17 protein-coding genes are annotated in these 20,418 nt (G+C 34.6%); 4 read left to right on the top strand and 13 right to left on the bottom strand.

All coding sequences use genetic code 11. The annotated features are described in order from the left end of the window. Positions 1-27: 27 nt before the first annotated feature. The 3 genes from mdh to ACMGE9_RS10580 all read right to left on the bottom strand — a co-directional run bounded on the left by mdh (position 28) and on the right by ACMGE9_RS10580 (position 3,496). Positions 28-960, bottom strand: a complete 933-nt coding sequence (gene mdh, locus ACMGE9_RS10590) for a malate dehydrogenase (protein ID WP_414042737.1) — start codon at positions 958-960, stop codon at positions 28-30. Between the two features lie 79 nt (positions 961-1,039). Next, complete coding sequence (gene icd, locus ACMGE9_RS10585) at positions 1,040-2,302, bottom strand: NADP-dependent isocitrate dehydrogenase (protein WP_414042736.1); 1,263 nt, start codon at positions 2,300-2,302, stop codon at positions 1,040-1,042. A 75-nt stretch (positions 2,303-2,377) separates the two neighbouring features. Continuing rightward, a complete protein-coding gene (locus tag ACMGE9_RS10580) occupies positions 2,378-3,496 on the bottom strand; it encodes a citrate synthase (RefSeq protein WP_414042735.1) in 1,119 nt (372 codons plus the stop codon). A gap of 263 nt (positions 3,497-3,759) precedes the next feature. Here ACMGE9_RS10580 and ACMGE9_RS10575 point away from each other — a divergent pair, with 263 nt between their 5' ends. Further along, the gene (locus ACMGE9_RS10575; RefSeq protein WP_414042734.1) at positions 3,760-5,169 is read left to right on the top strand and encodes an amino acid permease; all 1,410 of its coding nucleotides are present in this window, start codon (positions 3,760-3,762) and stop codon (positions 5,167-5,169) included. 50 nt (positions 5,170-5,219) lie between these two features. Here the strand turns inward: ACMGE9_RS10575 and pyk are convergent, their stop codons facing one another. The 7 genes from pyk to ACMGE9_RS10540 form a co-directional block, all read right to left on the bottom strand. Next, positions 5,220-6,980 carry a pyruvate kinase gene (gene pyk / locus ACMGE9_RS10570; RefSeq protein WP_414042733.1) on the bottom strand — a complete coding sequence of 587 codons (1,761 nt, stop codon included), beginning with the start codon at positions 6,978-6,980 and terminating at the stop codon, positions 5,220-5,222. An 85-nt stretch (positions 6,981-7,065) separates the two neighbouring features. Then, the gene (pfkA, locus tag ACMGE9_RS10565; RefSeq protein WP_414042732.1) at positions 7,066-8,025 is read right to left on the bottom strand and encodes a 6-phosphofructokinase; all 960 of its coding nucleotides are present in this window, start codon (positions 8,023-8,025) and stop codon (positions 7,066-7,068) included. Between the two features lie 210 nt (positions 8,026-8,235). Beyond that, a complete protein-coding gene (gene accA / locus ACMGE9_RS10560; RefSeq protein WP_414042731.1) occupies positions 8,236-9,180 on the bottom strand; it encodes an acetyl-CoA carboxylase carboxyl transferase subunit alpha in 945 nt (314 codons plus the stop codon). A 2-nt stretch (positions 9,181-9,182) separates the two neighbouring features. Then, positions 9,183-10,037 (bottom strand): acetyl-CoA carboxylase, carboxyltransferase subunit beta, encoded by an 855-nt coding sequence (gene accD, locus ACMGE9_RS10555; RefSeq protein ID WP_414042730.1) that lies wholly within the window; start codon positions 10,035-10,037, stop codon positions 9,183-9,185. Between the two features lie 4 nt (positions 10,038-10,041). Further along, entirely contained in the window at positions 10,042-10,485 is a 444-nt protein-coding gene (locus tag ACMGE9_RS10550; RefSeq protein ID WP_414042729.1) for a FadR/GntR family transcriptional regulator, read from the bottom strand. Between the two features lie 86 nt (positions 10,486-10,571). Then, a complete protein-coding gene (locus tag ACMGE9_RS10545; RefSeq protein ID WP_414042728.1) occupies positions 10,572-13,721 on the bottom strand; it encodes a DNA polymerase III subunit alpha in 3,150 nt (1,049 codons plus the stop codon). Positions 13,722-13,764: 43 nt separating this feature from the next. After that, positions 13,765-14,709, bottom strand: a complete 945-nt coding sequence (locus ACMGE9_RS10540; protein ID WP_414042727.1) for a DHH family phosphoesterase — start codon at positions 14,707-14,709, stop codon at positions 13,765-13,767. A 72-nt stretch (positions 14,710-14,781) separates the two neighbouring features. Between ACMGE9_RS10540 and ACMGE9_RS10535 the strand changes: the two genes are divergently transcribed. After that, positions 14,782-15,135, top strand: a complete 354-nt coding sequence (locus ACMGE9_RS10535) for a YtpI family protein (protein ID WP_414042726.1) — start codon at positions 14,782-14,784, stop codon at positions 15,133-15,135. 87 nt (positions 15,136-15,222) lie between these two features. On the opposite strand, the gene ACMGE9_RS10530 is transcribed toward ACMGE9_RS10535, so the two are convergent. After that, positions 15,223-16,524 (bottom strand): DRTGG domain-containing protein, encoded by a 1,302-nt coding sequence (locus ACMGE9_RS10530; RefSeq protein WP_414042725.1) that lies wholly within the window; start codon positions 16,522-16,524, stop codon positions 15,223-15,225. A gap of 31 nt (positions 16,525-16,555) precedes the next feature. Continuing rightward, complete coding sequence (locus tag ACMGE9_RS10525; RefSeq protein WP_414042724.1) at positions 16,556-17,239, bottom strand: metal-dependent hydrolase; 684 nt, start codon at positions 17,237-17,239, stop codon at positions 16,556-16,558. Between the two features lie 140 nt (positions 17,240-17,379). Here ACMGE9_RS10525 and ACMGE9_RS10520 point away from each other — a divergent pair, with 140 nt between their 5' ends. Together ACMGE9_RS10520 and ACMGE9_RS10515 are read left to right on the top strand one after the other, a co-directional pair. Continuing rightward, positions 17,380-18,450, top strand: coding sequence for a M24 family metallopeptidase (locus tag ACMGE9_RS10520; protein WP_414042723.1), 1,071 nt, complete (start codon positions 17,380-17,382; stop codon positions 18,448-18,450). Beyond that, positions 18,447-19,079 carry a copper homeostasis protein CutC gene (locus ACMGE9_RS10515; protein ID WP_414042722.1) on the top strand — a complete coding sequence of 211 codons (633 nt, stop codon included), beginning with the start codon at positions 18,447-18,449 and terminating at the stop codon, positions 19,077-19,079. The genes ACMGE9_RS10520 and ACMGE9_RS10515 overlap by 4 nt, the downstream gene beginning before the upstream one ends. Positions 19,080-19,129: 50 nt before the next feature. On the opposite strand, the gene ald is transcribed toward ACMGE9_RS10515, so the two are convergent. Then, on the bottom strand, positions 19,130-20,245 hold the full coding sequence (gene ald, locus ACMGE9_RS10510) for an alanine dehydrogenase (RefSeq protein WP_414042721.1): 1,116 nt from the start codon (positions 20,243-20,245) through the stop codon (positions 19,130-19,132). Positions 20,246-20,418: the final 173 nt, after the last annotated feature.

The following is a 20,418-nucleotide window of genomic DNA, read 5'->3' as shown; positions in this document are numbered from 1 at the left end:
AAATTTAATCAATTAACATTATATTGATTACTTCAATGATTGTATTGCAGAAATAACCGATTCCGCGGAATCAGCAAAAGCTTTCTGCTCTTCTACAGTCAGTTGTAATTCAACTATTTTTTCTACACCATCTTTATTTAATACAACCGGCACACCTATATAAATATCATTTTGATTAAATTCGCCATTTAAATAAGCAATGGCAGGCAAGACACGATGACTATCATTAAGAATTGCTTCAGCCATTTCAACCATTGCTGCCGCTGGTGCATAATAAGCTGAACCTGTACCTAATAAATTTACAATTTCAGCCCCTCCTTTACGTGTTCTATCAACAATGGATTCAATGGTCTCTGAATCCATTAAATCCGTTAATGGAACACCACTTACTGAGGCATATCGAATTAAAGGTACCATCGTATCACCATGTCCTCCTAATACAAATCCTGTTACATCAGTAACTGCTACATTTAAACTGTCAGCTACGAATGTTCTAAAACGTGCAGTGTCTAATACACCTGATTGACCTATAACACGATTTGATTCAAATCCAGATGCTTTATAAACAGCGTATGTCATTGCATCTACCGGATTTGTTAAGACGATAATAATACAGTTTGGAGAGTATTTCACTATTTCTTTTGTTGCTGCTTCTACAATACCTTGATTTGTTTGCACTAAATCATCACGTGTCATACCAGGCTTACGCGCAATACCTGAAGTAATTAATACGACATCAGAATCTTTAGTATCCTTATAATCATTACTTGATTTAATATTCACATTTTGATGGAGAATAGGCATTGCTTGTGATATATCTAATGCTTTTCCCGTTGTCGGATCTAAACTACCATAAGTGTCCACTAAAACAATATCTGCTAGTCCTTTTGTTGCTGCTATAAAGGCTGCTGTTGAACCTGTAAAACCACTACCAACAATTGAAATCTTTTTCTTTGGCATGATGAATCCTCCTTTTTTTAAAAAAAGGATAGTAATGATGAATAACATTCATATTACTATCCCTATATTTTAATATTAATTACATGTTTTTAATTAATTCGTCTGCGAACTCTGAACATTTCACTTCTTTAGCTCCATCCATTAAACGTGCAAAGTCATATGTTACAACTTTAGACGCAATAGAAGTTTCCATTGATTTCGTGATTAATTCTCCTGCTTCTTTCCATCCTAAGTGATCTAACATTAACACACCACTCAAAATAACAGAAGAAGGGTTTACTTTATCTAAACCTGCATATTTAGGTGCTGTACCGTGTGTTGCTTCAAAGATAGCATGTCCAGTTTCATAGTTGATGTTTGCACCTGGAGCAATTCCGATACCACCCACTTGAGCTGCTAGTGCATCGCTGATATAGTCACCATTTAAATTCATTGTTGCTACAACATCAAACTCAGCAGGACGCGTTAATATCTGTTGTAAGAAAATATCGGCAATCGAATCTTTCACCAATAATTTTCCGGCTGCGATTGCTTCATTTTGAGCTTTATCAGCTACTTCAGCACCCTCAGCTTCCTTAATTTTATCATATTGATTCCAAGTGAAAACTTTTTCTCCGAATTCACGTTCAGCTAAATCGTAACCCCATTGTTTAAATGCACCTTCAGTAAACTTCATAATATTCCCTTTGTGTACTAATGTTAAAGACTTACGGCCTTGCTCAAGAGCATAATTAATTGCTGCACGCACTAAACGCTCAGTACCTTCTTTTGAAACAGGTTTAATCCCAATTCCTGAAGTCTCAGGGAAACGAATATTTTTAGCACCCATTTCATTTTGTAAGAATTCTATAACTTTTTTAACTTCTTCTGATCCTTCTTTATACTCAATACCTGCATAAATATCTTCTGTGTTTTCACGGAAAATAACCATATCAGTATCTTCTGGACGTTTAACTGGTGAAGGTACACCTTCGAAATATCTTACAGGACGAAGACAAACGAACAAATCTAACTCTTGACGTAAAGCAACATTTAATGAACGAATACCCCCACCGATTGGCGTCGTTAAAGGACCTTTTATCGCGATTAAATATTCTTGAATTGTATCTAAAGTTTCTTGTGGTAACCATTCGCCAGTATTATCAAAAGCTTTCTGTCCCGCTAGTACTTCTTTCCATTCGATTTTTTTCTCGCCATTGTATGCTTTTTCTACTGCAGCATCTAATACACGTACAGCTGCGTTCCAAATGTCAGGACCAGTACCGTCACCAATGATATAAGGTACTATTGGATTGTTCGGTACATTTAACACACCATTATTATTTGTAATTTTTTCTGCCATTATTAATTGCCTCCAGTTATATAATTAAATTACTTTCAACCTCTATTTACCCAAATTAAAATCACAAAATGCAAATTATCTTTCCTCAATTGGATTATATTTACGACCTACTTCGCCAACATAAGTTGCACGTGGTCGGATAATACGGTTATCGCTATATTGCTCTAAGATATGTGCAATCCAACCTGCAGTTCTAGATACCGCAAAGATTGGTGTAAATAAATCATGTTCAATTCCCATTGAATGGTATACAGTTGCCGAATAAAAATCAACGTTAGGTAATAATCCTTTTTCTTCTTTTAAAATTTCAGCAATTCTTACTGACATTTCAAATAATTCTTTTTGACCCGTTTCGTCAGTGATTTTGCGAGACATTTCTTTTAAATATTTCGCACGAGGATCTCCATTTTTATAAACACGGTGTCCAAATCCCATGATTTTTTCTTTGTTAGCAATCTTGTCAGCTACATATGCATCAACATTATCTAATGTACCTATTTCATCCAACATCTTCATAACTTGCTCATTTGCACCACCATGTAATGGTCCTTTTAATGCGCCAGAAGCCGCAACAATTCCTGAATACATATCTGATAATGTAGATACTGCCACACGTGCAGTAAATGTAGAAGCATTCAATTCATGATCTGCATGTAATATTAACGCTTTATTGAATCCTTCTTCTTGAACTTCAGTTGGTTCTTCTCCAAATAGCATATATAAGAAGTTTGCAGCATAACTTAAATCCTCTTTCGGTTTAACAACTGACTTACCTTGACGTACACGAGCAAATGCTGCAACTAATGAAGCAACTTTAGCTTGAATACGAATCGCTTTATTCATGTGCGCATCTTCGTTAAATTCATCAGCTCTTGGATCGAAGTGTGCTAAATATGATAATGATGTACGTAAACCCGTCATCGGATGAACGTGATCAGCTGCATAATCTTCAAAATGACTGTACATTCTTGGATGTAGAGTCATATTTTCAAATAATTCTTTTCTAAATTGTGATAATTCTTCAGCGTTAGGTAATCGGAAATTCCATAATAAAAAAACAACTTCTTCAAATTGAGCATTTTCAGTTAAATCATCGATTTCATACCCCGCATACGTTAATTGATCTCCAATAATTGAACTTACTTTAGTATTTGAAGCTACAATACCCTCAAGACCCTTTACTATCTCTGCCATTTTTGACTCCCCTTTGCACTATATTATTTTTGTTATGCCAAATGTAATGGCTTTCACAACTTAATTATATCCAAATAAGATGCATTTGTGAATGAATTAGGAACTTAGAAAACTTTATCTTTCGTGATAACTTTTACTTATGTTTAAATTTCAAACTTATTATTTAACTAATTCTTAAAAATATTAAGAATATTTAAAATAAGGTTTGTAATTTTTTGCAAATAGTAAGATAATAATATTACTAAACGGAAAAGGGGTTATTTATGTCTAAACATCAAAGAGTCATCGAAGATAATAATGATTTACAACGTTCACTCTCTAATCGCCACATCCAGTTAATCGCAATCGGAGGCGCAATTGGGACTGGCTTGTTCTTAGGTGCGGGGAAATCTATAAACTTAGCCGGCCCATCTATTCTACTTACTTACCTTATTATCGGTTTATTTTTATTTCTATTTATGCGAGGTTTAGGAGAATTATTACTATCCAATACGAATTATCATTCATTTACTGATATCGCACGTGATTATTTAGGGGATTTCGCGGGATATATTACTGGATGGACATATTGGTTCTGTTGGGTCGTTACTGGTATGGCAGAAGTAACAGCCATTGCAAAGTACGTCCAATTCTGGTGGCCAGACTTTCCTACATGGTTATCATCATTGTTATGTATTGTCGTACTGATGTTCTTAAATTTATTAACAGCTAAATTATTCGGGGAACTTGAATTCTGGTTTGCATTAATAAAAGTTATCACAATCGTTGCTTTAATAATTACTGGTATTGTACTAATCTTTATCGGATTTAAAACAAACTTTGGTGTGGCTTCTATCACTAATTTATGGTCACATAATGGGTTCTTCCCAAACGGAACAAATGGTTTCCTATTAAGTTTCCAAATGGCTATATTTAGTTTCGTAGGTATTGAGTTAATAGGCGTTACAGCAGGAGAAGCACAAGATCCTGAAAAAACATTGCCGCGTGCGATAAATAGTGTGCCCATGCGTATCGTACTATTCTATATCGGTTCACTAATTATCATAATGAGTGTAACACCTTGGGATAAGATTGACCCGAATGAAAGTCCTTTCGTTAAGTTCTTTGGCTTAATCGGTATCGGATTTGCTGCAAGTTTAATTAACTTTGTAGTTATTACGTCAGCAGCATCATCATGTAACAGTGGGATTTTCTCAAACAGCCGTATGTTATTTGGATTAAGTAAAAACTACTCTAAAGGAAACAACAGTTTCTTCCAACGCACAAATAAAGCAGGTGTACCTGCAAATGCTGTTATATTCTCAAGTGTGTTATTACTTTTATCAGTACTATTAAATTACGTAATGCCAAATGCTAACGCAGTATTTACATTAGTAACAACTGTTGCAACAGTATTCTTTATCGTCGTTTGGTCAATCATCTTATCTGCATACTTGGTATATTTAAAACGTAGACCAGACCTACATCAAACAAGTATTTATAAGATGCCAGGTGGAAAAATTTCAGCCATTGCTATCTTCTTCTTATTCGTATTTGGATTATTATTTATGGCTGAAGATACAAGGATGGGATTACTTGTTTCACCAATTTGGTTTGTATTACTAGCAATTATGTATGCTGCACAAGGTGGATTTAAGAAAGATAACTTTGATCCACATAACTATAATAAATAAGTATACGAAAAAAGAAGGTCATCATTATGATGACCTTCTTTTTTTATATATTAATTAATTTTGGCATGTCCTACATAAACTTTGTTATGTTCTGCATCTACAGTTACTAACGCACCAGTTTCTAATTTATCCATAACATCTACTACACCAACGATTGTAGGTTTGCCTAGAGTTAATCCAACAACGGCTGCATGTGATGTTAATCCGCCTTCTTCAGTGACAATTGCTAATGCTTGTTCAATGTAAGGAACCATATCTGCATCTGTAGCTGGTGCAACAATAACTTTATCTGATAAGTCTTGTCCAGCTAACTCTTCAGCTGATCTAACTGCTAGAACCTTACCCACTGCTGCTGTACGTCCAATACCTTGTCCTGCAGCAATTACATCCCCAATTAAATGGATTTTCATTAAGTTTGTAGTTCCCGCTTCTCCTGTTGGGATACCTGCTGTGATAATGATTAAATCACCATTCTCGACAGTACCAACTTCAATAGCAGCTTGAACAGATTTGTCTAATAACTCATCTGTAGTAGATTTCCCAGTTTTAATGACTGGAATTACACCCCAAACTAATGACATATGACGCGCAGTTTCTTCGTAAGGTGTTACCGCAATAATATGTGCATGTGGACGGTATTTTGAGATTGTTTGTGCTGTTGTGCCACTTTCAGTAGCAGCAACAATTGTTTGAACATCTAAATTCAATGCAGTATGTGCTACAGATACACCAATTGCATTCACCATTGATGATTGGTTTAACTTTGTTCTATCAGATAATAAACGTTTATAATCTTGTGCTTCTTCAGCAGCAAAAGCAATATTGTGCATTGTTTTTACTGATTCTTCTGGGTATAAACCAGCTGCTGTTTCACCTGATAACATAACTGCATCAGTACCATCATATATAGCATTAGCTACATCACTCGCTTCGGCACGTGTACAACGTGGATTGCGTTGCATAGAGTCTAACATTTGTGTTGCAGTAATAACTGGCTTACCAACAATATTACATTTTTGAATTAATTCTTTTTGTACTAATGGTACTTCTTCAGCAGGAATTTCAACACCCATATCCCCACGTGCCACCATTAAACCATCAGAGACTTCTAATATTTGATCAATATTCTCAATACCTTCTTCATTTTCAATTTTAGGTATGATATTAATGAAGTCACAGTTTCTATCTTCTAAAATTTTACGAATTTCCAAAACATCGCTAGCTCGACGAACGAATGATGCTGCGATAAAATCAACACGCTGTTCAATACCGAAAATAATATCTTGAGCATCTTTATCAGTTATCCCAGGTAGATTAACTTTAACTCCTGGTAAATTAACGCCTTTTTTATTTTTTAACTCTCCAGCATTGATAACGTCACAGATAATTCTACCTTCTTCATGCTTGATATCTTTTACTGTTAATTCAATTAAGCCATCATCTAAAAGAATTGTAGACCCAACATGAATATCATTGATTAAATCTTCATAGGTTACTGAGAATTCAGCAGGTGTTCCAATAACTTCTTTCATACTAATTGCAACAGAAGAACCTTTTACTAATTCGATTTTATCGTTTTCCATGTTATGCGTACGGATTTCAGGACCTTTTGTATCTAACAGGATTGCAACTGTTTTATTTAATTTTTGCGCAACTTCACGAATAGTTTCAATTCTTGCTTTATGTTCTTCATGACTACCATGTGAAAAATTTAATCGAGCAACGTTCATTCCTGCAAGCATTAATTTTTCTAACATTTCCTTAGATTCTGAAGCTGGACCTATCGTACATACAATTTTAGTTTTTCTCATAATTATGAGCCTCCGGTAAATTTTTTATAAATCTCTCTTTGAACGATAACAATTACAATAAATAAATTATTAATTAATATTGATATTAAATTGATAATTCATTAGATAATGCATACATTTGTTCATCTAAAGTATGCGTAGCTGTGAAAATATCATCGAATGTTGTTTTTGATAATTTATTATTTTGAATCCCTACTGCTAATCCTGTTTCATCATTTAATAATAATTCAACGGCATATCCACCTAATCGGCTAGCGAGTACTCTGTCTAATCCTGAAGGAGACCCTCCACGTTGCATATGTCCTAATACAGAAATACGAGTATCTACATTAATATACTTCTTAAGTTGTTCACCACATTCATGTCCACTCATAACACCTTCAGCAACAACGATGATTGAGTGTTTTTTCCCACGTTCAATACCTTGTTGAATCTTATTCGCAATTTCTTTAATATCCTTTTTATGTTCAGGTACGAGTACTGTTTCAGCACCACCCGCAAGTCCTGACCATAATGCTAAATCTCCTGCATCACGACCCATAACTTCAACAATGAATGTACGTTCATGACTTGATGCAGTATCACGGATTTTATCAATTGCTTCAATAATTGTATTTAATGCTGTATCAAAACCAATCGTGAAATCTGTTCCATTTATATCATTATCGATTGTACCTGGAATACCTATTGTTCTAATACCTTCCTCATTTAATCGTTGTGCACCGCGGTAACTTCCATCTCCACCTACAACAACTAAACCTTCTATACCTAATTTTTTTAAATTGTCGATCCCTTTTTGACGTACATCTGGCTCTTTAAATTCTGGGCAACGTGCTGATTGAAGGAAAGTTCCTCCGCGTTGGATTTTATCCCCAACAGTACCACGTTCCATTTTGTGAATATTATTATTAACGAGTCCTTGATAACCTTGATAGACCCCATAAACTTCTATATCATGATACATTGCTTTACGCACCACGGCACGAACTGCTGCGTTCATTCCTGGCGCATCCCCACCACTTGTTAATACTGCTATCTTTTTCATAGTATTATCCTCACCTTTAGTTAATTGATACTCTTAAATTAACACAATTAAAAATTTATATCCATTAAAATCATGTATTATAACAGATGTAAACGTTTTATATGTGAACATTTAAAAAACCCGATAGAATAAGCTTCTACGGGTTTGTAAATAAGCGTTTACATAGTATTTTCATAAATTTACAAACTGTTTAAATACAGCAAGAAAAATTTACATAACACTACCGATGCGTCTGAATTTTTCGTATCTTTGATTCTTTAACGCTTGTTGTGTTAATAGTAGTAATTCATTTAAATGACGTTCAATCACTTGGTCAATATATTTACTTTGTTCTTGCACATTTAAATGTGCACCACCTTTAACTTCTGAAACCAGTTCATCTACTATTTCAAGCTCTAGTAAATCAGGTCCTGTAATCTTCATACTTTCAGCAGCAAGTTGCGCCAAACTACTATCTTTCCATAGTAGTGCAGCTGCTCCTTCAGGTGAAATTACAGAATATGTCGAGTTCTCGAGCATTAACAGGCGATTACAAATACCTAATCCGAGTGCTCCACCACTTCCTCCTTCACCAATTACAATAGAAATTACAGGAACAGTAAGCCCAGCCATTTCTACAAGGTTACGTGCTATTGATTCACTTTGTCCACGTTCTTCAGCTGCTTTACCAGGATAAGCCCCTTTCGTATCTATGAACAATATAATCGGTCGATTAAATTTATTTGCTTGTTTCATTAACCTTAATGCTTTACGGTAGCCTTCAGGATGAGCCATACCGAAGTTTCTAAAGATATTATCTTTTGTATCTTTCCCACGTTGGTGGCCGATAACTGTTACAGACTTCCCTTTATATCGTGCTAATCCACCGATAATTGCTGGATCATCCCTAAAGTTTCGATCACCATGCAATTCAATAAAGTCATCAAATAAATATTGAATATAATCAAGTGTTGTTGGACGTTCAGCAAGGCGAGCAATTTGAACACGTTGCCAAGGCGTTAAGTTTTCGTAAATTTCATTAAATTTTTCTGTACGTGAAATCTCTAGTGTTTTTACTTCATCACTTAAGTCTACACCTTCAGATGACATATATTTTTTAAGTTCTTCAATTTTTCGATCTAATTCTAATAATGGTTTCTCAAATTCTAATGCCATCTTTATGCTCCTTCCGAATGCATCGCGATGATTTTACTTAACGTTGCTTTCATATCTTTTCGATGCACTACCTTATCTAATTGCCCATGCTCTAATAAAAATTCTGCTGTTTGGAAATCATCTGGTAATTTTTCATTTATCGTTTGTTCAATGATGCGACGACCAGCAAAACCAATTAGTGCTTCAGGTTCAGCTAAGTTTATGTCTCCTACTGACGCAAAACTTGCTGACACACCACCAGTTGTAGGGTGTGTCATATATGAAATAAAAAGCAAACCTTTTTCACTATGACGCTCAATTGCTACACTTGTCTTTGCCATTTGCATTAATGACAAAATTCCTTCTTGCATACGAGCACCACCACTCGCAGTAAAAATTACAAATGGTAAATCATATGCAGTACAATAATCAATCACACGACTAATCTTCTCACCTACAACAGTCCCCATTGAGCCCATTCTAAACCTTGAATCCATAACACAAATGCCATATGGATTACCGTCAATTTTGCCTATACCTGTAACAACCGCTTCATTTAAACCCGTCTTTTCTTTATCGCTCTCTAACTTTTCTGCATAGTTTGGGAAAGATAATGGATTTTGTGATGCGATGACTTGATCAAATTCTTCAAAACTATCTTTATCTGTAATGGCATCGATACGTTCGTATGCACTAAGTGACATATGATGATCACAATGAAAGCAAACATTTATACTAGTGCTTAATTCTTTCGTGTACATGATTTTTTTACATTTTGGGCATTTCACCATAATACCTTCTGGTACATCTGTATCTTTCATGTTCTGAACCGCAACATATTTTTTCTTTTTATTACGTTTGAATATATCTTTAAACATACCTTTACTCCTCTACATCATATGTCTTTTCAAATTGTTTCAGTAATTTCCATACTCGAAACAAGATAGTATTGCGTGATTCTATTGCTTCAGCAAGTTCACGCGTATCGTCATTTTGCACACTGGCAATCGTCTCAATTATATGTATGAATTCTGATATTTCCGCCTGTTGTGTCTCTGTCGTAATCACATAGCCCGCAATCATTTCCATAAATTGATTGTTATCCATCTCAGTGATATACGTTCCTTCACCACGGCGTGTTTCAATGACACCTAACATTTCTAATGCACGAAGTGCTTCACGCACACTTGACCTGCTAATATTTAAATTCTCACTTAAATAGCGTTCTGAAGGTAATTTGTCTCCTGCGGTTAAGTTTTTCGTTTTTATTATTTCATTTATTGCTGTAATTACAGCATTAAACCCTTTGTTTGGAATAGGATTCAAGCCTTGACCTCCTTAAGTTCAATAAAAAACCTTAGTGGTCAGACCACTAAGGAATACTATATCATAAAATATTATTATTTGAAAAGTTAAATTAATCGAACATCTGCTTTGTGATAGGTTGCCATAAAGTCATCGAGTTGCATTTTTTGAATGTATCCAACAACTTGCGATTGATTATTCTCAAAATGAATAACTTCAATATCACCTACTTCTTGTAACATTTCACGATTTTGAATTGGAACTCTCACATATAGCTGTTTCGCTTGCTTCTGAATACGGGATTTAAAGTCTTCAACTGTAACAACTTCGCTTACAATCAGCTGTTGCTCTTTCTTTTGGTCAAACTTCCCTTTTATAATCAACGGGTGATTGGTTTGAATTAACGTTTCATATTGATAGAAGGTTGTAGGAAATACGACTAAATCAATATGATGTATCCCATCCATCGCATTGACAAATGCCATTGGCTGACCTTTTTTCGTTCTTATTCTTCTCAAATCTTCAATCCACACTAATATATATTGATCATTGGCCTTTTGATTTATACGGTATAACGGAAGATATTGCAATTGATTAAACAACGATTCAATCGGATGTTTCGATATATAAAATCCTAAATACGAAAGTTCAAAACTAGCCTTTTGATCATCTGACATTTCCTCTTGATAATGATAGGTCTTCTTTTTATTCAATCCTAATGATTCTAAAAAGCTCATCTCCCCAAACGCTTCTTTTTCAACATCTAATATTGCGTCGAGTGAAGCAAGCATTGTCGCTCTGTTTTCTTCAAAGTTATCAAAGGCACCAACGTGAATCAGAGCTTCTAGCAACGCCTTTGATTTCACTCGTTTAGGAATCCTAGCGCAAAAATCATAAATGTCTTTAAATGGACCCTTTTTACGTTCATCAACAATTTCAATCACACTTTTATAACCGACACCTTTAATCATTCCAAGTGACATCATTATGCCATCTTTTTGTGGTTTATAATACCAACCCGCTTTGTTGATATCAGCAGGATAAATATTAATCATACGAGCTTTGATTTCTGAGATGATTTCTCTCGTCTTATTTTCTACACCTATTTGATTACTTAAGGTTGCAGCATAAAAAATATTTGGATAATGTACTTTAAAATACATCATTAAATACGAAACTTTGGCATAAGCAACTGCATGCGCTTTATTAAAACCATAGTTAGCAAACTTTAAAATGAGCTCATAAATCGCAGTGGCATCTTCTTTTGAATAGCCATTGTGCATACTCCCATTCACAAAGTGTATTTGTTCTTCAAGTAACGTCTGACGATTCTTCTTGCTCATCGCACGTCTCAAAATATCTGCTTCACCGTACGAAAAGCCTGCAAATTTGTTCGCGATTTGCATAATTTGTTCTTGATAAATAATAACACCATATGTCGGTAACAAGATATCTGCTAAATCTTCATGCGGCAATTGAACGGGTTGTTTATTATGACGACGTTCAATATATAATGGAATTTGTTCCATTGGACCGGGACGATATAAACTTAAGACTGCAACAATATCATCAAAGGCTTCAGGCTTTAATCGCTTTAATACATTACGAATACCGTCAGATTCTAATTGAAAGATTCCCATTGTATCGCCTTGAGATAAATATTGAAACACTTTTTTATCGTCCATCGGCACATGCTCTATATTAATAGTTTTTCCGTATTGTGATTTAATTGAACGTAAAACGTTTTGAATAATGGTTAAGTTACGTAGGCCTAAAAAGTCTATTTTGAGTAAACCAACCGCCTCAACTTCGGTCATATTCCACTGTGTTAAAGGAATGTCATCTCCCATGATGAGGGGGACATAATCCGTTAACAACTGATCATGAATGATTACACCCGCTGCATGGGTAGATGTGTGACGTGGTAGTCCTTCAAGTGACTTCGCGATTTGAAACCACTTCTTACGACGCTCATTGTAATCGACAAAACGCGCAAAATTATCATCTTCATAAGCATCGTTTAAATCATGATAGTTACCACGTCCGAGGATACTACTCGCTTCTTTTAATTCACCTTCTGAAAATTGCAATATTCGTCCAACATCTCGCATAACCGCTCGCATTGATAAATGACCGAAAGTGACAATACCACTCACATTAAATGCACCATATTTCTTAGTGACATAATCAATTACTAAATCGCGCTTTGTATCTTCAAAGTCAATATCAATATCAGGCATCGTTACACGTTCTGGATTTAAGAAACGTTCGAATAATAAATCATATTCAATAGGATCTATCGTCGTAATATTTAAAACGTAACTGACTAATGAGCCACTCGAAGAACCACGACCTGGACCAACTAAAATATGATTTGATTTCGCAAAATGAATCAAATCACTAACAATTAAGAAATAATCTGCAAATCCCATCTCACATATTACATCATACTCATATTGCATTCTTGCTTCATAGCGCTCATCAAATTGAGGATACTTCAATTTTTGCTTTTGTAATAATTCATAAAGGTATTCATCACTTGTCTTATCATTTGGTACTGGAAACTTCGGTAAATGCGATGACTTTTCTAACTTGACTGTACACTGATCAGCAATTGCTTCTGACGTTTCAAGTAGTTCACGCGTAACACCTAAATCCATAAGTACTTCATCGGATTTAATATATTTTGTGCCTGCTTTTAATTGGACTGTTTCAAGTGGCATCTTTTTATTTTCATCAATTGCATTCAAAATACTTAAATCTACAATACCATCTGGCGTTAAGTAACGAACATCATCGATATATACTTGTCGTGCATCATACGAACTGTCATGACTCACATAATAGTCTTGATCTCTGAGTACAAAATGTTGTTGATTGTCGCCTAAACCTTTGTAAATGATGATTAAATCAGAGGAGTATTGCTTTAAAATATCTGACGAAATTTTATACAATCGCTTTAGTTGAATTCTTGATGATAATTGCATCAAATTTTTAAAGCCTGTATTATTCTTTGCAAGCAACACCGCATTACAATCATCAATACCATCTGTTAAGATTACTTCCATACCGATGATTGGCTTTATTCCTGCTTTTAAACAAGTCGTATAAAATGCCTGTACACCAAATAAAACATTCAAATCGGTAATTGCGACTGCAGTTTGTCCTAATGCTTTCACGCGTTCCACTAATGTATCAATCGTTATTGTTGAGTGCAGTAAATCAAATGACGAATGAATATTTAAATGTACAACCATTTTTTCACCTCTAGTAGTTCAAATTTATAATATACGACTACGACTACGCATTTACAAGTGCTTTTAATTTCGTTAGCAATGTATCTAATTCTTCTGGACTATATACAGATGCGCCACTTGCAAGTGGATGTCCCCCACCATTGTATTCAGCAGCCAGTGTGTTGATTACAACATCTTTACTTCTTAAACGTACTCGTATTTCACTTGTTTCATCTATTGCAAATGCCCATGCTTTAATCCCTTGAGTATCAGCTAACGTGTTGACAAATAAAGAAGCATCACTTGCTGAGAGATTAAATTGCTGTAATATTTCTTTTGTAATAAAGATATAACCTACACCATCTTCAAATTTGAAGTGTTGTAACACATAACCTTGGAAACGCATAGATGTTAAATCACGTTGTTGCATTTCATTAATCATTTGCGTATGTTCAATATCATATTTTAATAGTTCTGAAGCGATTGCCATCGTTCTACTTGATGTATTATTAAACAAGAAACGACCTGTGTCTCCTACAATACCTATATATAAACATCGTGCAATGTCACGAGTAATTAAATCATTACCATAACCTATATCCACTAATATTTCATAGATTATTTCACTCGTTGATGACGCTTTTGTATTTACGATATTGATTTTACCGTATTGATCAACTGGTGGATGGTGATCAATCTTAATGATTTCCTTACATAATTGATAGCGTTCGTCATCAATTCTTGGTGCATTTGCTGTATCTAATACGAGTGCTAATGCATCTTTAAATATCTCATCACTAATATTATCCATTGCACCGATAAAGCCTAAGTTATCTACTGTACTCCCGACTGCGTATACTTTCTTATTCGGAAATAACTTTTGGATGGCATGTTTAAAACCAAGTTGAGATCCTAATGCATCGGGATCAGGACGAACATGTCTAAAAATGATAATTGTTTCATATGCATTGATAGTTTCTATTAATTCACCGATTTCATGTTTATTCATATATTCTCCTTCGAATGTTTAATTTACAGTCTATAAAGATATGCTATAATCTTTAAGACTGGAGGTTTAAAGATGGATACAATTTTCCCATATATTATTATGATCACTGTTACAATTATGATTTTCTCATTTATCTTCACTGTTTATAATATCGCAAAATATTTCAGAGAAGTAAGAGATGTGAGACGTGCATGGTATAGAGCACGCGCAAGACAATGTTTTTCGATCTTTATGCTTGCCTTTGCGTGTAATCAAATGCTCCTTTTTCCTAAAATGATTACATTTATCATTTGTGCATTATTAATTGCATATGCAATTTATAATTATCAATATGCGATTAAAGCAAAGAAACATTTTGAGAATCACTTTGATGAAGAAGATGCGGCATGGGAAGCATTACGTAAAAAACAGCAAAACAGATACTAGATTAAAAAGAGATTGAGGCAAAACGCCTCAATCTTTTTTTATTTTTAAACTTTTTGTAATGCTTGATTCCAATATTTTATATTTATTTTAATAATAATGCTCAATCACCTGTAAAATCGTCATCGCTTTAGCAACAGCAATATTATTTTGTAAAATTGATATTTCCATTTTCGCAAATTTACGACCCATATCTAATAATTTCACTTCAACATCTAAAACTGAATCAATCTGCACAGTTCGAATAAAGAAAATATTAATACTATCGATTAATACATCACCACGAATCGATCGTTTCATATGGAATTTCACAGATTCTTCGATAATCGCTAAAAATACTGACTTGCTTAAACTACCGTATTGATTAGACATTTGTGGTGTAATTTGCACAGAAATTTGGTCATTATTAAACTTCATTTTCTTTAAAACTTGATCGTTAAATGTATCGCCCATATGAGGCTGTCTATCAGCTGATTGCATAGCTTTTAATACATCTTCTCGTGATACAATGCCAATTAAATTATTATATCTTGATACGACAGGTAGTAACTCAATACTTTCCCAAATCATTATGTGCGCACAACTTGCAACTGTCGTATTTAAATTTACCGTCACAGGTGACTTTGTCATGACTTTTTTAATCTTTTCGGATGGATTCTGATTAAAGATATCTTTACTAGTTACCATACCACTTAACTTGTTATTGGCATCTAATACTGGAAATCTTGTATGTTTAGAGCTTTCAGATAAAGCATGCCAATCATGAATTGAATCTGTCTCTTTCAAATAGCTCGTTTCATCTAGTTTGATTAAGATGTCTTGCGCAGTCAATACTTCTTTCTTAATTAATTGATCATAAATTGCTCGGTTAATCATATTTGCCACAGCAAACGTATCGAAATTAGAAGAAATAATCGGTAATCCTAATTGATCTGAAAGATTTTTAACTTCTTCGGTTGTATCAAATCCACCTGTTAATAACACAGCAGAACCTTTACTCAGTGCCAACTTTTGCACTTCTACACGGTTCCCTACAATTAATAAGGTATTCTCACCAATATATTTACTTACATCTTCTATTTCCATCGCACCAATTGCAAATTTCGTTAACGTTTTGTGTAGTCCGCTTCTACCGCCTAGGACTTGCCCATCAATAATATTAACGATTTCAGCAAAAGTTAATCGATCAATTGAGTTTCTCGTTTTCTTTTCTATTCTGACTGTTCCTACACGCTCTATCGTAGAAACAATACCATTGTTCTCCGCTTCTTTGATCGCACGATATGCCGTTCCTTCAGATACATTAAGATCTTTTGCAATTTGTCTGACAGAAATTTTACTGCCTACTGCAAGTCCTGAAATATGTGCGATAATTTGTTCATGTTTAGTCAATTGGCCACCTAGTTTCTCTCACTTTTATCATTTACAGTGTTACTGATTGTCCCGCCTCTAAAATTTCAACTGGACTTTGTACTTGTGCTTTAAATTCATTTGGATCGACTTCAATATATGGGAATGTATTGTAATGTATTGGTACTGTCAATTTCGGTTTAATGAATGTGTTGATTGCGTAAGCAGCATCATCGATACCCATTGTGAAATTATCTCCAATCGGTACAAAGCATAAATCAACGGGATGACGTTCGGCAATCAGTTTCATATCTGAGAATAAACCTGTATCACCAGCGTGATAAATTGTTTTTCCTTCAATTTCAATAATTAATCCACAAGGCATACCGAAATAAATGATGTTCCCTTCATCATCGTATAAAGAATTACTATGAAACGCTTGCACATATTTCACAGTACCGAAATCAAATTGCCATTTCCCACCGATATTCATCGGATGTGCATTATCAATGCCTTGTCCACCTAAGTAAGATACAATTTCGGGCGTGGCAACGACTGTTGCATTTGTTCGTTTTGCAATTTCCACAGTGTCACCGATATGATCCCCGTGACCATGTGTAAGTAATATAAAGTCTGCCTGAACTGTAGAAGCATCTAAATCTGATAGTTTATTTCCTGTAATAAAAGGATCTACTAAAACCTTTTTACCATTACTTTCAAAAGAAATACATGATTGTCCATGAAAAAATACATCCATATTTAGCACCTCTTCCTATATATTTATTTTCATTATACATTATTATGGAATGTTTTAAAAAGATTGAAAGTTTCAATTGATTGAATAAAGTTGATAACTTTCATAAACTATAGTTATTCAGAACTAGAAGGAGCATTATTATGAAACAAACACTTACAAACTTACAACAATTAATGAAGTCACAATCCATCGAATATGCGTGGATTACAACGCCAGATAACATTAACTACTTTAGCGGATTTTTATCTGATCCGCATGAACGTCTAACAGCGTTATATGTTACTCAAGACAATGCAGCACTCATAGTACCGAATATGGAAGTCGAAGATGCACACAATGCGTCCAACATAACAACTTATGGTTATTCTGATACTGAAGATGCCTTTTTAATTGCCAAATTAAATATACACTTTCCAGATAACGCTATGCTCTATATTGAAGAAGAGCATGTTACTGTGAAACGTGAAAAAGCTTTAATAAATACTTTCAAAGCCTCTGAATTAGTTTCTATAGATCAAATAATTAAAGATATGCGTAACATTAAAACAGCTGATGAAATCAATATTTTAAAACAAGCTGCAGAATACGCAGATCAAGCGTTACAAATTGGTGTCGACAACTTAAAGGTCGGTGTAACTGAAAAAGAAGTTGCGCAAGCTTTAGAAGCTGAAATCCTAAAAATTGAAGGAATTAGCGGAATGAGCTTTAGTACCACTGTCTTATTTGGAGATCACGCAGCAAGTCCACATGGTACGCCAGGTAACAGACAACTACAAAATGATGAATATGTTCTGTTTGATTTGGGTGTCATTTATAATGGCTATTGTTCTGACATTACAAGAACGATTCAATTTGGTAATCCACCAACATTCCATCAAGAAATTCATGCGATTGTAACGGAAGCAAACAATCGTGCGATTCAAGGTGTAAAACCTGGTGTTAAAGTAAGTGATATTGATGCGTTAGCTCGTGACTATATTACTGAAAAGGGATATGGCGAGGCATTCCCTCACCGTTTAGGACATGGTTTAGGCATCACAGTACATGAGTTCCCTGACATTTCTTCTGCAAATGAAGATACATTAAAGCCTGGTATGTGCTTTACAATTGAGCCAGGTATTTATTTACACGGTGAAATTGGTGTCCGTGTTGAAGATGACATTTTGGTCACTGAAGATGGCTATGAAGTGTTAACAGGGTTCAGAAAATGATAAAAGAAGCGGTTGTAGAAACGTTTGATGAAATCATTTATGCTGCCAATCATGGTGCAAATCGTATTGAACTTTGTGATAACCTTTCAGTTGGTGGAACTACACCGAGTTATGGTCTCGTGAAGCTTGCTGTTGAATATTGTCATCCACTCAATATTGACGTTGCAGTAATGATTCGACCCCGTGGCGGAAACTTCTCGTATAATTTATTCGAAAAAGAGGTCATGCGTGAGGATATCATTGCACTGCAAACATTAAATGTTGATGCCTTCGTGTTTGGTGCATTAAATAAAGACAATGATTTGGATACAAGCACAATGCAATATTTAAGACAAACGGCGCAAGAAACACCTTGCGTCATGCATATGGCTTTTGATCAAATTCCTGTCAGACTTCAATTAAAAGCAATGGATGCATTAATTGATATGGGAATTAAGCGAATACTCACACATGGAAGTAGCAATAGTTCAACTGCTATTTTAGACAATGTAACACAACTTGCGCGTTTATTACGTCACTCAAAAGGCAATATTGAAATTATGCCAGGTGGTGGATTGAATAAAGATAACTTAAATGCCCTACTTGAGCTGATACCTTTTCAAGAAGTCCATGGCACAAAAATTGTATAAACAAAAAGCGACGTACAAATTAAGTAATGTACGTCGCTTTTATTTAACAATTATTTATTTAATAATGATAAAGCATCAACATATTCTAAACCTTGATCGTCAGCAACCGCTTTAAAAGTAATGTTACCATCTAATGTATTAAAACCTTTTAAGATTGCTGCATTATCTAATGCAGCTTGTTTATAGCCTTTGTTTGCAATTTGTAATGCATAAGGAATCGTCGCGTTAGATAAGGCCATTGTAGATGTACGTGGTACAGCTCCAGGCATATTCGCTACAGAGTAATGTACAACATCATGTTTAACGAATGTTGGGTCATCATGTGTAGTAATACGATCTGATGTTTCGAAAATACCACCTTGGTCAATTGCGATATCAATTACAACCGAACCAGGGCTCATCGATTTAATCATTTCTTCAGAAACTAATTTTGGAGCTTTTGCTCCTGGAATTAATACTGCACCGATTACAAGATCACTGTTTTTAACAGAGTCAGCAATATTTAATGGTGTAGACATTAATGTTTGAACATCGTTACCAAATAAATCATCTAGTTGTTGTAAACGGACTGGTGATAAGTCTAAAATTGTTACGTCTGCACCTAAACCAACTGCCATTTTTGCAGCATTTGTTCCAGCTTGACCACCACCAATGATAGTGACCTTCCCTTTTTGAACACCTGGTACACCTGCTAATAAAATGCCTTTTCCACCATTTGTTTTTTGTAAGAATTGCGCACCAATTTGAGTCGCCATTCGTCCTGCAACTTCGCTCATAGGTGATAATAATGGAAGTCCACCTGATGGCAATTGAACTGTTTCATAAGCTATACCAACAACTTTTTTATCTAATAACGCTTTTGTTAATTCAACTTCAGGCGCTAAATGTAAGTATGTAAATAAAATTAAACCTTCTTTGAAATATTGGAATTCAGATGATAATGGTTCCTTAACTTTAATTACCATTTCAACGTCCCAAACTTGTTCTACTGAAACTATTTCAGCACCAGCCTCTTTGAAATCCTCATCAGTGAAATACGAACCCATACCTGCACCATTTTCAACACGAACTACATGTCCATTCTCTACTAAAGCATGAACACCACTTGGTGTTAAACCTACACGGTTTTCATTATTTTTAATCTCTTTTGGAATACCAATAATCATTACAATTCATCCCCTTAATCTATTAATAATAACGCTTACATGACCATATTAGCACTTTACTGTAAAAAGGCAAACCCTTTTCATAAATTTTCTGAATAAAGCAAAAATGATAATATAATCACATACTTTTTCCAATATTAGTGCTATAATAAAGTTGTATAAAAGATAAATAA

The organism is Macrococcus animalis (assembly GCF_047425875.1).
GTDB classification, from domain to species: domain Bacteria; phylum Bacillota; class Bacilli; order Staphylococcales; family Staphylococcaceae; genus Macrococcoides; species Macrococcoides animalis.
This window is presented reverse-complemented; position numbering and strand designations above follow the sequence as displayed.